At 65.9% G+C, this 14,077-nt stretch carries 14 protein-coding genes; 7 read left to right on the top strand and 7 right to left on the bottom strand.

Features of this window, described 5'->3' with window-relative positions:
• Nucleotides 1–33: 33 nt before the first annotated feature.
• Together purN and purM are read right to left on the bottom strand one after the other, a co-directional pair.
• Entirely contained in the window at nucleotides 34–687 is a 654-nt protein-coding gene (gene purN / locus ACT4OC_RS12755; protein ID WP_444839350.1) for a phosphoribosylglycinamide formyltransferase, read from the bottom strand.
• Entirely contained in the window at nucleotides 687–1,760 is a 1,074-nt protein-coding gene (purM, locus tag ACT4OC_RS12750; RefSeq protein WP_444839349.1) for a phosphoribosylformylglycinamidine cyclo-ligase, read from the bottom strand. The genes purN and purM overlap by 1 nt, the downstream gene beginning before the upstream one ends.
• A 145-nt stretch (nucleotides 1,761–1,905) precedes the next feature.
• Here purM and ACT4OC_RS12745 point away from each other — a divergent pair, with 145 nt between their 5' ends.
• From ACT4OC_RS12745 to ppx, 4 genes are all read left to right on the top strand, one after another.
• The gene (locus ACT4OC_RS12745; protein ID WP_444839348.1) at nucleotides 1,906–2,451 is read left to right on the top strand and encodes a CDP-alcohol phosphatidyltransferase family protein; all 546 of its coding nucleotides are present in this window, start codon (nucleotides 1,906–1,908) and stop codon (nucleotides 2,449–2,451) included.
• Nucleotides 2,452–2,483: 32 nt separating this feature from the next.
• Nucleotides 2,484–3,161 (top strand): chromosomal replication initiator DnaA, encoded by a 678-nt coding sequence (locus tag ACT4OC_RS12740; RefSeq protein ID WP_444839347.1) that lies wholly within the window; start codon nucleotides 2,484–2,486, stop codon nucleotides 3,159–3,161.
• 137 nt (nucleotides 3,162–3,298) lie between these two features.
• A complete protein-coding gene (locus ACT4OC_RS12735; RefSeq protein WP_444839346.1) occupies nucleotides 3,299–5,497 on the top strand; it encodes an RNA degradosome polyphosphate kinase in 2,199 nt (732 codons plus the stop codon).
• A gap of 12 nt (nucleotides 5,498–5,509) precedes the next feature.
• Nucleotides 5,510–7,012: an exopolyphosphatase gene (gene ppx / locus ACT4OC_RS12730; RefSeq protein WP_444839345.1), complete on the top strand. Its 1,503-nt coding sequence runs from the start codon at nucleotides 5,510–5,512 to the stop codon at nucleotides 7,010–7,012.
• On the opposite strand, the gene ACT4OC_RS12725 is transcribed toward ppx, so the two are convergent.
• Complete coding sequence (locus tag ACT4OC_RS12725; RefSeq protein ID WP_444839344.1) at nucleotides 7,009–7,833, bottom strand: TerC family protein; 825 nt, start codon at nucleotides 7,831–7,833, stop codon at nucleotides 7,009–7,011. The genes ppx and ACT4OC_RS12725 overlap by 4 nt on opposite strands.
• A 64-nt stretch (nucleotides 7,834–7,897) precedes the next feature.
• Nucleotides 7,898–8,320, bottom strand: coding sequence for a nucleoside-diphosphate kinase (gene ndk, locus ACT4OC_RS12720; protein WP_444839343.1), 423 nt, complete (start codon nucleotides 8,318–8,320; stop codon nucleotides 7,898–7,900).
• A 272-nt stretch (nucleotides 8,321–8,592) separates the two neighbouring features.
• Between ndk and ACT4OC_RS12715 the strand changes: the two genes are divergently transcribed.
• From ACT4OC_RS12715 to ACT4OC_RS12705, 3 genes are all read left to right on the top strand, one after another.
• Nucleotides 8,593–8,847, top strand: a complete 255-nt coding sequence (locus ACT4OC_RS12715) for a sulfur globule protein precursor (protein ID WP_444839342.1) — start codon at nucleotides 8,593–8,595, stop codon at nucleotides 8,845–8,847.
• Between the two features lie 196 nt (nucleotides 8,848–9,043).
• Nucleotides 9,044–9,220, top strand: coding sequence for a hypothetical protein (locus ACT4OC_RS12710; protein ID WP_444839341.1), 177 nt, complete (start codon nucleotides 9,044–9,046; stop codon nucleotides 9,218–9,220).
• Between the two features lie 67 nt (nucleotides 9,221–9,287).
• Entirely contained in the window at nucleotides 9,288–11,153 is a 1,866-nt protein-coding gene (locus tag ACT4OC_RS12705) for an ABC-F family ATP-binding cassette domain-containing protein (protein ID WP_444839340.1), read from the top strand.
• A gap of 85 nt (nucleotides 11,154–11,238) precedes the next feature.
• Here the strand turns inward: ACT4OC_RS12705 and ACT4OC_RS12700 are convergent, their stop codons facing one another.
• The 3 genes from ACT4OC_RS12700 to ACT4OC_RS12690 form a co-directional block, all read right to left on the bottom strand.
• Nucleotides 11,239–11,742 (bottom strand): hypothetical protein, encoded by a 504-nt coding sequence (locus ACT4OC_RS12700; RefSeq protein WP_444839399.1) that lies wholly within the window; start codon nucleotides 11,740–11,742, stop codon nucleotides 11,239–11,241.
• 181 nt (nucleotides 11,743–11,923) lie between these two features.
• Entirely contained in the window at nucleotides 11,924–12,376 is a 453-nt protein-coding gene (locus ACT4OC_RS12695; protein WP_444839339.1) for a DNA polymerase III subunit chi, read from the bottom strand.
• A complete protein-coding gene (locus ACT4OC_RS12690) occupies nucleotides 12,373–13,875 on the bottom strand; it encodes a leucyl aminopeptidase (protein ID WP_444839338.1) in 1,503 nt (500 codons plus the stop codon). Before ACT4OC_RS12690 ends, ACT4OC_RS12695 begins: the two co-directional genes overlap by 4 nt.
• Between the last annotated feature and the right edge of the window lie 202 nt (nucleotides 13,876–14,077).

The raw sequence follows: 14,077 nt of genomic DNA, 5'->3' as shown, positions 1-14,077 counted from the left end.
CTTTGCCGAGGGATTTCCTTTTGTGGGAAGCCGTCACTTCGCCAGTGGCGAGATCAGGGGGTCGCTGCTTGCCGCCCCACCCGCGATCCGGCAGTGCTCGCCTTCCAGCCTGAGCCTGCCGCTCGCGAGCAGCCGCAGCGCCTCCGGATAGATGCGATGCTCGACGGTGAGGATGCGCTGCGACAGCGCCTCCGCCGTGTCATCGTCTCGCACGGGCACCGCGCCCTGAATCACAATGGGACCGGCGTCAGTCTCCGGGATCACGAAGTGCACGGTTGCGCCGGAAATCTTCACGCCGGCCTTGAGCGCCTGACCGTGCGGATCGAGGCCGGGAAACGACGGCAGCAGCGAAGGATGGATGTTGAGCATCCGGCCGTACCAGCGCTGCACGAATTCGGCGGTGAACAGGCGCATGAAGCCGCCCAGGCAAATCAGGTCGATGCGATACTGCCCGAGCTTCGCCTCGAGCGTCGTCTCGAACGCGGCGCGGTCCTTGCCGAACGGCTTGCTCTCGATGATCTCGATCGCGATCCCGCTCGCCTTCGCCCGTTCCAGTCCTGCCGCATCGGCACGGTTGGAGATCACCACGGCGATCTCGGCGGGAAAATCCCCAGCGCTGGCGGCCTCGATCAGCGCGGCCATGTTCGATCCGCGTCCCGAGATCAGGATGGCGACGCGGCGTTTCATCACGGCGCCAGATCGAGATGACCGCTATAGACCACGCGATGCTCGCCTTTGGCCTCGATCACTTCGCCGAGTTGCGCCACGGTTTCTCCGCTCTCGGCGAAGACCTCGACGACCTTCTCCACGGCGTCGGGCTTGACGATCGCGATCATGCCGATGCCGCAGTTGAAGGTGCGCAGCAGTTCCAGCTCGGCTATGCCGCCCTGCGCCGCCAGCCATTTGAAGACCGGCAGCACCGGCAGCCGCGCCAGATCGATGCCGACGCCGAGGTGCTTTGGCAGCACGCGCGGGATGTTGTCGGTGAAGCCGCCGCCGGTGATGTGGGCAAGCCCCTTCACCGCGCCGGTCTCGCGGATCGCACGCAGGCAGGATCTGACGTATAGCTTCGTCGGCGTCAGCAGCGCGCCGCCCAGCGTCATCACCGGCGAGAACGGCGCCGGCGCGTCCCAGGCGATCTTGGAATTCTCGACGATCTTGCGCACCAGCGAAAAGCCGTTGGAATGCACGCCGGAAGAAGCAAGGCCGATCACCGCATCGCCCGCGGCGATGTCGGGCCGCGGCAACAGCGTGCCGCGCTCGGCGGCGCCGACGGCAAAGCCCGCCAGGTCGTAGTCGCCATCCTTGTAGAGACCCGGCATTTCCGCGGTCTCGCCGCCGATCAGCGCGCAGCCGCTTTCCCGGCATCCTTCCGCAACGCCGGCGACGATCGAGGCGGTCGCTTCCGGATCGAGCTTGCCGCAGGCAAAATAGTCGAGGAAGAACAGCGGCTCGGCCCCCTGCACGACGAGGTCGTTGACCGACATCGCGACCAGATCGATGCCGATTCCGCCATGCAGTCCCGTGTCGATCGCGATCTTGACCTTGGTCCCGACGCCGTCGGTGGCGGCGACCAGCACCGGGTCCTTGAAGCCGGCAGCCTTCAGATCGAACAGCCCGCCGAAGCCGCCAATCTCGGCATCGGCGCCAGCGCGGGCGGTGGCGCGGACCATCGGCTTGATCAGATCGACCAGCCGGTTGCCGGCGTCGATGTCGACGCCCGAATCCGCGTAAGTGAGCCCGTTCTTGCGGTCCGCCATGCCATTTCCCGAGTGTTGGCGGCTGGTTACGTCGGATTCAGGCCCGGTGCAATGGCTCGCAAGCGTCAGGCCGATGTACTATGTAGATAACAGCCGGTTGGCTCCCGCCCGGGGGTCACCCGGCCGGTAGCCGGGAAGCTCCGCGTTGAATATTCCGAACATCATCACCCTGGGCCGCATCATCCTGGTGCCGGTTATCGTTTGGGCCATCGCCTCGAACCAGATGGCGATCGCGTTCGCGGTGTTCGTCGTTGCCGGCGTCAGCGATGCCGTCGACGGCTTTCTGGCCAAGCGCTTCAATATGGCGAGCGAGCTCGGCGCGCTGCTCGACCCGCTCGCCGACAAGGCTCTGCTGGTTTCGATCTTTGTCGCGCTCGGCATCTGGGGCGCGGTGCCGCGCTGGATCGTCATCCTGGTGGTGTCGCGCGACATCATGATCGTGGCGGCGGTGATCGTGTCCTGGCTGTTCGACAAGCCCGTGCCCATGAAGCCCTCGATGGTGTCGAAGCTCAATACGGTCGCGCAGGTTGCGTTCGCGGCGCTGATCTTGGGATCGCTCGCCTTCGATCGTCCAAGCGCACCCTACGACGTGATCCTGATGGGATTCGTCACGGTCTTTACTTTGGTTTCCGTCTCGCTCTATCTCGTGGAGTGGGTGCGGCACATGAGCACGATCGAAGCGCCCAAATAGGCACTGCCGGTATTCCGGCATGGAGCGACCGCGTGGCAGGTAGCGTTCAACCCCGACAGCTTGCGTTTGTGCTGCCGCATGCGGAAAGCCTGACGCGCGACAATTTCCTCGAAGGGCCCGCCAACGAAGCTGCGCTCGCGCTGATCGAGCGCTGGCCGGACTGGCCCAACCGCATCATGTGGCTTTCGGGCGAGGAAGGCTCCGGCAAAAGCCACCTCGCCTCGATCTGGGCGGAACAATCCGGCGCGCGAACCATCTCGGCGCATGCGCTCGCCGCGGCCTCCGTGCCCAACGCACTCGCCACCGGCGCGCTGGTTGTGGAAGATTTGAAGGCGGGCGGATTCGACGAGCGCGCGCTGTTTCACCTGATGAACCTGGCGCGGGAAGACGCGGCCTTCGTGCTCATGACCGGGCGCGTCGCGCCGTCGGCATTGGAAATCGAATTGCGCGACCTGCGTTCGCGGCTGCGCGCGGTGCCCGTCGTGATGCTGGCTGCTCCCGACGATCTGTTGTTCCGCGCCCTGATCGTCAAGTTTTGCGCCGACCGCCAGCTCGCCGTCGATGAAAGCCTGGTTGGCTATCTCGCCAGCCGGATCGAGCGGTCCTATGGCGCAGCCCGCCGGGCGATCGACCTGCTGGACAGCGAGGCCCTGCGGCTCGGCCGGCCGGTGACCCGGGCGCTGGCGGCGGAGCTGCTGCGCAACGCCTGACGATGGGGCAATCCGCGCCTTGACGGCATGCGCGGTCGGAACGTCAATGTCATCTAAACGTCATCGCAATATCACATGGTCCGGGGGACGTGTCCCCCATATTGCGGCGCACCGTTCCCAAGCTCGGATCGAATCTGATGGACTCCGCAGAAACCATTGTAACTAAAGAGAAAGAACCGGAGGTCCAGACGCCCCCGTCGATCGCTGCGAGCCCGGAACGGTTCATCAACCGCGAGCTTTCCTGGCTGCATTTCAACCGCCGGGTGCTCGAGGAGGCGGTCAATCCGGGTCACCCGGCGCTGGAGCGGGTCAGGTTCCTGTCGATTTCCGCCAATAACCTTGATGAGTTCTTCATGGTCCGTGTCGCCGGCATCAAGGCGCAGGTCCGTGAGGGCATCACCGAACGCAGCCCCGACGGGCGCACGCCGCTGGAGCAGCTCCGCCTCGTCGACGAGACGGTGTCGAAGCTCGCCAAGGATCAGCAGGCGATCTGGGCGGAGCTACATCACACGCTCGCAGAAGTCGGCATCGTACTGGTCGATGGCCGCGACGTCACCAAGACCGAGCGGACGTGGGTCGAGGACCATTTCCTCCACAACATCTTCCCGCTGCTGACCCCTCTCGCGATCGACCCCGCGCATCCCTTCCCGTTCATCCCGAGCCTCGGCTTCACCGTCGCGCTGCAGCTGGTGCGCAGCGCCGACGGCAAGCCGATGAACGCGCTGATCCGCATGCCCGGCAAGATCGACCGCTTCATCCGCATGCCCGCGGCCAAGGAAGGCCAAGTGCGGCTGATCTCGCTGGAGCAGGCCACGTCGCTGTTCATCGGCCGCCTGTTCCCCGGTTATACCGTGAAGGGCCAGGGCGCGTTCCGCATCGTCAGAGACTCCGAAATCGAAATCGAGGAAGAAGCGGAAGACCTCGTCCGCACCTTCGAGACGGCGCTGAAGCGCCGCCGCCGCGGGTCGGTGATCCGGCTCGAGATCGACGCCAAGATGCCGGAAGAGCTGCGCCTGTTCGTACAGCAGGCTTTGTCGGCCGCCGACGACGAGGTGTTCCTGGTCGACGGCGTGCTGGCGATGAACGAGCTGTCGCAGCTCACCAGGCTCGACCGGCCCGATCTGGAATTCCCGCCTTACGTGCCGCGTCATCCCGAGCGTGTGCGCGACCATGGCGGCGATATCTTTGCCGCCATCCGGCAGAAGGATTTGATCGTCCATCACCCCTACGAGTCGTTCGACGTCGTCGTGCAGTTCCTGCAGCAGGCGACGCGCGATCCCGACGTGGTCGCGATCAAGCAGACGCTGTACCGCACCTCGAACAATTCGCCGATCGTGCGCGCACTAGCGGAAGCCGCCGAAGCCGGCAAGTCCGTCACCGCGCTGATCGAGCTGAAGGCGCGGTTCGACGAGGAGGCCAACATCCGCTGGGCGCGCGACCTCGAACGCGCCGGCGTGCAGGTGGTCTACGGCTTCATCGAGCTGAAGACCCACGCCAAGCTGTCGATGGTGGTACGCCGCGAAGGCGGCAATCTCACCACCTATGTGCATACCGGCACTGGCAACTATCACCCGGTCACCGCCCGCATCTACACCGACCTGTCCTACTTCACGTCGGATGCCGCGATCGGGCGCGACGCAGCGCGGGTGTTCAACTACATCACCGGCTACGCCGAGCCGATCGACATCGAGAAGATGGCGGTCTCGCCGCTGACGCTGCGCGAGCGCATCCTCGAACATATCCGCGGCGAGACCAATCACGCCAAGCACGGCAGACCGGCCGCGATCTGGATGAAGATGAACTCGCTGGTCGACCCCGACATCATCGACGCGCTGTACCAGGCTTCGCAGGCCGGCGTGCCGGTCGAGCTCGTGGTGCGCGGCATCTGCTGCCTGCGGCCCGGCCTTCCCGGCCTTTCGGACAACATCCGCGTCAAGTCGGTGATCGGGCGCTTCCTCGAACATGGCCGCATCTACTGCTTTGGTATGGGTCAGGGCCTGCCCGGCGCCAAGGCGGCTGTGTATATCTCGTCGGCCGACATGATGCCGCGAAACCTCGACCGCCGCGTCGAGGTGCTCTGCCCGCTGCAAAATCCCACGGTGCATCAGCAGGTTCTCGAGCAGATCATGGTCGCCAACCTGAAGGATACCGAGCAGAGCTGGCAGTTGTTGCCGGACGGGTCGTCAACGCGTATGAAGGCCGCGAAAGGCGAAGAGCCCTTCAACCTGCACAACTATTTCATGACGAATCCGAGTCTGTCCGGCCGTGGAAAGTCGCTCAAGGAATCTTCGCCGCGCCGGCTCACCCGCCGCACCGAGCGTCAGCAATCCCCTTAAGGAGCTGTGGCCGTGAAGCGGCCGCGCAAGCGCGCTTCCAGCGTCGCCGTCATCGACATCGGCTCGAACTCGGTGCGCCTCGTCGTCTATGAGCAGCTAAGCCGCAGCCTCGTCCCGGTCTTCAACGAGAAGGCGCTTTGCGGTCTCGGGCGTGAGGTGCAGAGCACCGGCCTGCTCGCCCCCGATGCGGTGGCCAAGGCGCTGACTTCGCTGCGCCGCTTCCGCGCCTTGTGCCGCATCCAGAAGGTCGGCCGAGTCCACGCGATCGCCACCGCAGCCTGCCGCGACGCCACCAATGGCGCCGAGTTTATCGCCAGGGCCGAGCGCATTTGCAGCGTGCCGATCGAAATTCTCTCCGGCCCGCGCGAGGCAAAACTGTCGGCGCTCGGCGTCATTTCCGGCATCCACAATCCCGACGGCATCGTCGGCGATCTCGGCGGCGGCTCGGTCGAACTGATCGACGTGCGAGGCAACCGCGTGCGTAACGGCGTGACGCTGCCGCTCGGTAGCCTCGCCCTCCAGGACTCCTCGCACAGATCGCTGAAGCGCGCCGAGAACATCGTCCGTAGCGCAATTTCCGGCGTCGAGCTGCTCAAGGGCGGCCGCGGCCGCACCTTCTATGCGGTCGGCGGCACCTGGCGCGCGCTGGCGCGCATCCACATCGTGCAGAGCGGCTACCCGCTCAAGGTGATGCACGGCTATTCGATTCCCGCACCCGACGCGCTCGATTTCGCGCAGCGGCTGCGCCGGCTGGCGGCCTCCAACCGGCTCGCCGATATCGAGGTGGTGTCCGACGCGCGGCGGCCGCTGCTCACCTATGCCGCGCTGGTGCTCGAATACGTCATCCGGGTCGCCAGGCCCAAAACCATCGTGTTCTCCACCTTCGGCGTGCGCGAAGGCCTGTTCTACGAGATGCTGCCGCCGCAGGATCGCGCCGATGACGGCCTGATCTGCGCCGCGCAGAACCTCAACCGCCTGCTGTCGCGCTCGGCGCGCCATGCCGAGGAGCTGATCGCCTGGACCGACCGGCTGGTGCGGGTCATCCATCTGCGCGAGACCGCGGAAGATCGCCGGCTGCGCCACGCGGCCTGCCTTCTATCGGACATCGGATGGCGGGTGCATCCGGATCATCGCGGCGAGGAAACGCTGAGCCTGATCACCAACGGCAATTTCGGTTCGATCAGCCACCAGGGCCGCGCCTTCGTCGCGCTCGCCGTGTTCTACCGCTACGCCGGCCTCTCCGAGCAGAACGAGCCGCCGGAAACCATCCGCGACCTGCTGCCGCCGGCGATGGACGAACGCGCGCGGCTGTTGGGTGCAGCCTTCCGCGTCGCCCATCTGATCTCGGCAGCGCGGCCCGGCGTGCTGCCCGCCACCCATTTCCGCAGCCGCGGCCGCAATCTGATGCTGGTGTTCGAGCACCAGATGGTCGATCTCGTCGCCGACCGCGTCGGCAGCCGCTTCAAGCAGCTTGCGCGGCTGGTCGGCCGCTCCGGATCGATCGTGCGGCGCTAGATCGCCGTTTCCGGATGGGCCATCTTTGCCAGCGCGCGCTTGCGCCAGATGCCGCCGGCCACCAGCACGACCACGACACCGAGCACGGCCATCACGAACTCGGCGCTGTGGCCGTGAGCGAGACGGAGCGTGGCAAGGATCGAATCCAGCTTGTTGCCGACTGGACCGGAGAACAGCGCGTTGAGCTGGGGCGCGATCGCCGGATCGGTCGCCATCACGTCGCCCGCGATCCAGCCGAGCAGCGCCGCACCGGCCCAGACCAGGATCGGCAGGCGCGTCAGCAGCGCCATGATGAGCGCTGCGCCGGCCACGATCAGCGGAATTGAGACCGCAAGACCGATGACCAGGAGCGGCACGCTGCCTTGCGCGGCGGCGGCGACCGCAATCACGTTGTCGAGGCTCATCACGATGTCGGCGACCACGACGACCTGCACCGCTGCCCACAGATGCGAGGCCGATTCGACTCCCTCTTCGTCCTCGCCTTCGGGAACCAGCAATTTGGCCGCGATCACCAGCAGCGCCAATCCGCCGATCAGCTTGAGATACGGCAGCGCCATCAACGTCACGACGATGAAGGTGAAGATGATGCGCAGCAGCACGGCGGCGCCGGCGCCGAGGATCATGCCCCAGAAGCGCTGCTTGGGCTCGAGACCGCGGCAGGCGAGCGCGATCACCAGCGCGTTGTCGCCGGACAACAGGATGTTGATCCACATGATCTTGCCGAGAGCGACCCAGAAAGCGCCGGTCGCCATCTCGTTCTTGAACTGGGAGAAGAACGCGCCGATGTTCGCCGGATCGAAAATCTGCAACAGCCAGTCCAAAGCGCGCCCCTCTCCTTGAGTTGAACGGCCGTCTGATACGGCCTTCGGATCGATGCCGGCCCGGTCAGCCGACGATTTCGTTACCGGAGAAGAACTGCGCGATCTCGATCGCCGCAGTCTCCGGCGCGTCGGAACCGTGCACCGAATTCTCGCCGATCGACTTCGCATGCAGCTTGCGGATGGTGCCTTCCGCCGCCTTCGACGGATCGGTCGCCCCCATCACGTCGCGATATCTGGCGATCGCGCCCTCGCCCTCCAGCACCTGTACCACGACCGGACCGGAGGTCATGAACTCGACGAGCTCGCCGAAGAACGGCCGCGCCTTGTGCACGGCATAGAAGGTTTCGGCCTCCTCGCGGGTCATGCGGATACGCTTCTGCGCCACGACACGCAGGCCCGCCTTCTCGATCACGGCGTTGACCGCGCCGGTGAGATTGCGCGCAGTCGCGTCGGGCTTGATGATCGAAAAAGTGCGTTCGGTCGCCATAATGTTTCCTTGGGATGCCACGGGAGTTTGCCGGCTTATATCGGCGGCCCCCGCCTTGGGCAAGCGACCCGGTGACGCGCCCGGAATGAACCGGGTTACGACGATTTCACCGTGATGAACCGCTTCTGACACAGCCGTGCCGGCGCCGTTCAGCCTGATAAGCATAGCCTATCGACCAATCGGACATTTTGGGCCAACCCGGCCCGAGCTGTCGCGGGACGACGAATTTAGCGCGCGGCACTGGCTGCGCCAGCTTTCGAAGGAGTGGACCAATGTTACGCAAACTCTCGCTTGTCGCCATCGCCGCGGCCACGCTCGGCGCGGCCGCCCTGGCGCCGACCTCAGCCTCCGCCTTTGGCGGCGGGCACGGCGACGGGCACGGCGGCTGGCACCGCTGGGGCGGCCCCCGCGTCGTGATCGGCGGTCCCGCCTACTACCGCAGCCATGCCTATGGCGGCTGCTACGTTCGGCGCCTGGTCGCCACCCCCTGGGGCGCGCAGTGGCGGCTGGTCAATCGCTGCCGTTGATTCGACGGCTCCGTCGAGTGCGAAGCCCCGGCCACGTGCCGGGGCTTTTTTTTGACGGCGATGGAACCATTCGAACAATTGCCGCGGGACCGGCTGCATGGCGCTCTGCAGGCGGAAACAATTCGCGCGGTCGTGACTTGAGTTTGCATGAAACCGCGAACCTTCAACTTCAGGGAGAGCGACGTGGAGACTCGCGATGATTGCCAAATGGGATGACGACCAGGAGAAGATCGATCACAGGACCTCAAGGTCGATTTGCGACGCCATCGGGGAACGCCTTCAGCAAAACATGAAGCCCGAGACCGCGCTTTCGGACCACTTGAAGCATTTGCTCGACGAGCTGCGCCGGCGCGACCTCCGCGGCCGGCCCTGACCAAACCTGAACGGCTTTTCGGCCATAAACAGGTTGCGTTTGCCTGCGGCTCCGGTGACAAGGCCGCATGCTGACCCTCACCGACATCTCCGTCCGTATCGCCGGGCGTCTCCTGATCGACCACGGTTCCGTGCAGATCACGCCCGGAGCGCGGGTCGGCTTTGTCGGCCGCAACGGGGTCGGCAAGTCGACGCTGTTCGGCGCGATACGCGGCGAGGTGCCGACCGAGAGCGGCACCATCGCGCTGCCGCCGCGCTGGCGCATCGGCAGCCTCGCCCAGGAAGCGCCCGACGGACCGCAGAGCCTGATCGACACCGTGCTCGAGGCCGATATCGAACGCGACGCGCTGCTCTCCGAGGCGGAGGCCGCGCACGATCCGCACCGGATCGCGGAGATCCAGACCCGGCTGGTCGACATCGACGCGCACTCGGCCCCTGCCCGCGCCGCCGCCATTCTGTCCGGTCTGGGATTCTCGACGGCCGATCAGGCGCGGCCCTGCCAGGAGTTCTCGGGCGGCTGGCGCATGCGCGTGGCGCTCGCCGCGACGCTGTTTGCCGCGCCCGACCTGCTGCTGCTCGACGAGCCGACCAACTATCTCGACCTCGAAGGCACGCTGTGGCTGGAAGATCACCTCGCCAACTATCCGCGCACCGTGATCGTGATCAGCCACGACCGCGATTTGCTCGACACCTCGGTCGACCAGATCCTGCACCTCGATCGCGGCAAGCTCACACTCTACAAGGGCACCTACTCCTCCTTCGAGGAGCAGCGCGCGGCGAAGGAAATCCTCGACGCCAAGCAGGCCAGGCGGCAGGCCGACGAGCGCAAGCGGCTGCAAGCCTTCGTCGACCGCTTCAAGGCCAAGGCCTCCAAGGCGCGGCAGGCGCAATCGCGCGTCAAGATGCTGGAGCGGATGAAGCCGGTGACCGCGCTGGTCACGCAGGACGTGCACGAGATCGGCTTTCCCAAGCCGGAAAAGATGCTTTCGCCTCCGATCCTCGCGCTCGACAATGTCGCGGTCGGCTACGAACCCGGCAAGCCCGTGCTGGGCCGCGTCACCCTGCGCATCGACACCGATGACCGCATCGCGCTGCTCGGCGCCAACGGCAACGGCAAGTCGACGCTGGTCAAGCTCATCGCCGGCAAGCTCGCGCCTTTCTCCGGCCAGGTCACCCGCGCCGACAAGCTGTCGGTCGGCTATTTCGCCCAGCATCAGCTCGACGAGCTCGATCTCGAGGGCTCCACCTACGACCATATCCGGCGGCTGATGGCAGACGCCCCGGAATCGAAAATCCGCGCACGCGCGGGCGCCATCGGCTTTTCCGGCAAGGCCGCCGATACGCTGGTGAAAAGCCTCTCCGGCGGCGAGAAGGCGCGCCTGCTGCTGGGCCTCGCGACCTTCCACGCCCCCAACATGATCATCCTGGACGAGCCGACCAACCATCTCGACATCGACAGCCGCGCGGCGCTCGCCGAAGCCGTCAACGACTTCGATGGCGCCGTCATCATGGTCTCGCACGATCGCTACCTGATCGAGGCCTGCGCCGAGCGGCTCTGGGTGGTCGCGAACGGCACAGTGGCGAGCTATGACGGCGACCTCGAAGACTACCGGCGCCTCGTGCTCTCGGCCGACCGCAAGGCGGATGGGGCGCGGGAGCGCAGCGTCGAGGAACGCGAAAAGCCGCAGCGCAATCGCGGCGAAAAGCGAATCCCGCTGAAGCAGAAGGTGGCAAACGCGGAAGCCGAGGTCGCGCGCATCGGCGGCATCATCGAGAAGATCGACGCCGCGCTTGCACTGCCCGACCTCTTCACCCGCGATCCGAAACAGGCGGCGCAACTCGCAAAAGCGCGTGCGAGCGCGGCCGAAGCCTTGCAGCGCGCGGAAGAAGAGTGGCTGGAGGCGAGCTCCCTGCTCGAACAGGCGGCGGGCTGAAAGCGTGATGAGATTAGGTTGAACTGAACCGAGTCTGCCGGACAGCCGATTCAACCAAGCACGATCGCGCTCCAGACGAAAACGGTCAGGCCGGTTTCTTCCTGGCCTTCGGCTTGGCGGCCTTGGGTTGCGCCGGCTGCTCCGGTGCGGCCTCGACGGAAGTCAGGCGCCCGCCGGTGAAGGTGTAGATGCCGGCGCGAGCCCCGCGCAGATACGTCACGACCGCCATCCGGCCGCCGCCCGGGGCGGTCGAAATGTCGACGCTGTCGGGCGCGCCGATGCCGCGAATGACGTCGCACTCGGTATGCAGCAGCGCCACCGTACCGCCGACCGGCGGCGGCGCGCCCGCCGCCGTGTCGGCCCGCGCCATGGCGGGCGGCGCCATGCCCGGGCCGGCGCCGTCGGCGCTGACGAGTTCTTCAGCAGTCACCGGCTTTTCGGGCGTCAAGGGCGGCGAGTCGATCGAGATATTGCGGATGAACAGGCGCCCGGAGCGCTGAAACCATTGCGCATCCTTGGACAGGAATTCCGACTGGAACTGGTCGAGCGAGCTGTTGCAGCCCGCCAAAGCGGGGGCAAGCGCCAGCAGCGCGATCAGGCCGTTCCGGCAAAGTCTTCCGTTGCGCACGTTGAAGCTGGTTCCCCCGGACCGGCTATCCCGACCCATTAAGCTCTTGTCCGAACATCACTTTGCGGCACGACCATGGCTACCGGCAAGGCCGTCGCCGTAAACCGCAGAATATCATTAATTGCCCGAATTCCTATTCCGGCTATTCCCGGCGCTGCCAGCGGCCGCGTTCATCGGCCTGCCAGTAGGTCACGTCGAAGCCCCTCGCCTTGCAGTCTTTCCAGGCCTGCCGCGCGGCGTCCAGCGCTTCGACATCGTCGCCATTGAACACCAGCACCACCCGCTCATAACGGTCGGTATCGGTGGGCAGTGCGGCGTTGTCGATCAGGAAGCGGACGCTGGCCCCGTTCGGATTGTCGTCCTCGACCGACAGGACGATCGGCTGATCCTGCGCATCGCCGGCACGGGCAGTGGCGTGCGGCAGGAAGGAATCGTCGCTATAGGTCCATAAGTGCGCATCCAGCGCCTCGGCGCGCTCATGCGAGGTCGACTGCACCACGACCCGCCAGCCGCGCTCCAGCGATTTCTCGAGCAGCGACGGCAGCACGTTTTCGATCGACATGCTCTGCAGGTGATAGAACAGGATCTCGGTCATTTCTTCGCTTCGTAATGCTCCGCGACCAGCCGCTCCAGCAGACGAACGCCGTAGCCGGACCCCCAGCTGTGATTGATGTCGGACTTCGGCGCCCCCATCGCGGTGCCGGCGATGTCGAGATGCGCCCACGGCGTGCCGTCGACGAAACGCTGCAGGAACTGCGCCGCGGTGATCGAGCCGCCATGGCGGCCGCCGGTGTTCTTCATGTCGGCGAACTGCGAATCGATCAGCTTGTCGTATTCGGGACCGAGCGGCATGCGCCAGACCTTTTCGCCGGTCGCCTCGCCCGCCTTGCCGATGCGTTCGGCAAGCTCGTCATTGTTGGAGAACATGCCGGCATGCTCGGTGCCGAGCGCGACCATGATAGCACCGGTCAGCGTGGCAAGGTCGACCATGAACTTCGGCTTGAACTTCTTCGCCACGTACCAGAGCACGTCGGCCAGCACGAGCCTGCCTTCGGCGTCGGTGTTGATGATCTCGATGGTCTGGCCCGACATCGAGGTGACGATATCGCCGGGGCGCTGCGCATTGCCGTCGGGCATGTTCTCGACGAGGCCGATGGCGCCGATCGCGTTGACCTTGGCCTTGCGCGCAGCGAGCGCATGCATGAGACCGACCACGCAGGCCGCTCCCCCCATGTCGCCCTTCATGTCCTCCATGCTGGCCGCGCCCTTGATGGAGATGCCGCCGGTGTCGAAGCAGACGCCCTTGCCGACGAAGGCGACCGGCTGATCGCCGCGCTTGCCGCCGTTCCAGCGCATGACCACGGTGCGGCCGGGCCGCGCCGAGCCCTGCGCGACACCGAGCAGCGCGCCCATGCCGAGCCTGGTCATCGCCTTGACGTCGAGCACCTCGACATCGACGCCGAGCTTCTTCAGCTGCGAGGCGCGGCGGGCGAATTCTTCGGGAAACAGCACGTTCGGCGGCTCGTTGACGAGCTCGCGCGCAATGATCACGCCGTCGACGATGTGGGCTTGCGGCGCGTAGCCTTTCCGCGCCGCGCCGACGTCATCGACCGCAATCGAAACCTCGGCGCGCAGGGTCGAATCCTCGCCGTCCTTCTTCTTGGTCTTGTAGCGGGTGAACTTGTAGGCCCGCAGCCGCACGCCCGAAGTCACCGCCGCCGCCTGCTCCGTGGTCATGGCACCCTCGGCCAGCTCGGCCAGCACCGTGACGTGGTCGCTGGCAGCATTGAGCTTGCTTGCTATGAGCCCGCCGAACTTGAGGAAATCGGTCTCCTTGAGGCCGGATCCCTTGCCGGTCCCGACCACGATCAAGCGCTGAATCTTGATTCCCTCGGGCGCCGGGATGTCGAGCAACGATGCGCTCTTGCCCTTGAACTGGTTGGCAGCCGCCGCCCGCTTGACGGTTCCGGCGGCCTCCCCCAGCGCCTTGCGCGTGGCAGGGCCGAACTTGAGCGATTCGTCGCAAAAGGCGACGAGGACGCCGCGCGCGGCTGTGGACAACGGAACGAAGCCGACCTTGACGGCGTCGGACATAGGTAAATCCTCCAGATCAGGGTTGTCGCCGGGTCGAAAAACCCGCCGGAAAGGGCCGCAAAATGCCGCCTTCGGCGGCCGACGGGCATTCGCCGGGCGCACGCCGGCACTATGGCCTGCCGCGCAAGGCGCTGCCAAGCGCCACCGTGGCCGGCAGGCCACGTCAAGCGATTTATTTACCATCCGGAAACGGGGTGCCTTC

It is taken from the genome of Bradyrhizobium sp. (genome assembly GCF_052389815.1).
GTDB lineage: Bacteria > Pseudomonadota > Alphaproteobacteria > Rhizobiales > Xanthobacteraceae > Bradyrhizobium.
Note: the sequence above shows the minus strand (reverse complement) of the source record. Positions and strands in the feature narration are given on the sequence as shown.

Bases quoted from the DNA above. Each gene is read 5' to 3' on its own strand.
- ACT4OC_RS12705 (WP_444839340.1), top strand. From the start codon at position 9,288: ATGCTGACCCTCACCGACATCTCCGTCCGTATCGCCGGGCGTCTCCTG.
- ACT4OC_RS12690 (WP_444839338.1), bottom strand. From the start codon at position 13,875: ATGTCCGACGCCGTCAAGGTCGGCTTCGTTCCGTTGTCCACAGCCGCG.
- ACT4OC_RS12735 (WP_444839346.1), top strand. From the start codon at position 3,299: ATGGACTCCGCAGAAACCATTGTAACTAAAGAGAAAGAACCGGAGGTC.
- ACT4OC_RS12715 (WP_444839342.1), top strand. From the start codon at position 8,593: ATGTTACGCAAACTCTCGCTTGTCGCCATCGCCGCGGCCACGCTCGGC.
- ACT4OC_RS12695 (WP_444839339.1), bottom strand. From the start codon at position 12,376: ATGACCGAGATCCTGTTCTATCACCTGCAGAGCATGTCGATCGAAAAC.
- ndk (WP_444839343.1), bottom strand. From the start codon at position 8,320: ATGGCGACCGAACGCACTTTTTCGATCATCAAGCCCGACGCGACTGCG.
- purM (WP_444839349.1), bottom strand. From the start codon at position 1,760: ATGGCGGACCGCAAGAACGGGCTCACTTACGCGGATTCGGGCGTCGAC.
- ACT4OC_RS12710 (WP_444839341.1), top strand. From the start codon at position 9,044: ATGATTGCCAAATGGGATGACGACCAGGAGAAGATCGATCACAGGACC.
- purN (WP_444839350.1), bottom strand. From the start codon at position 687: ATGAAACGCCGCGTCGCCATCCTGATCTCGGGACGCGGATCGAACATG.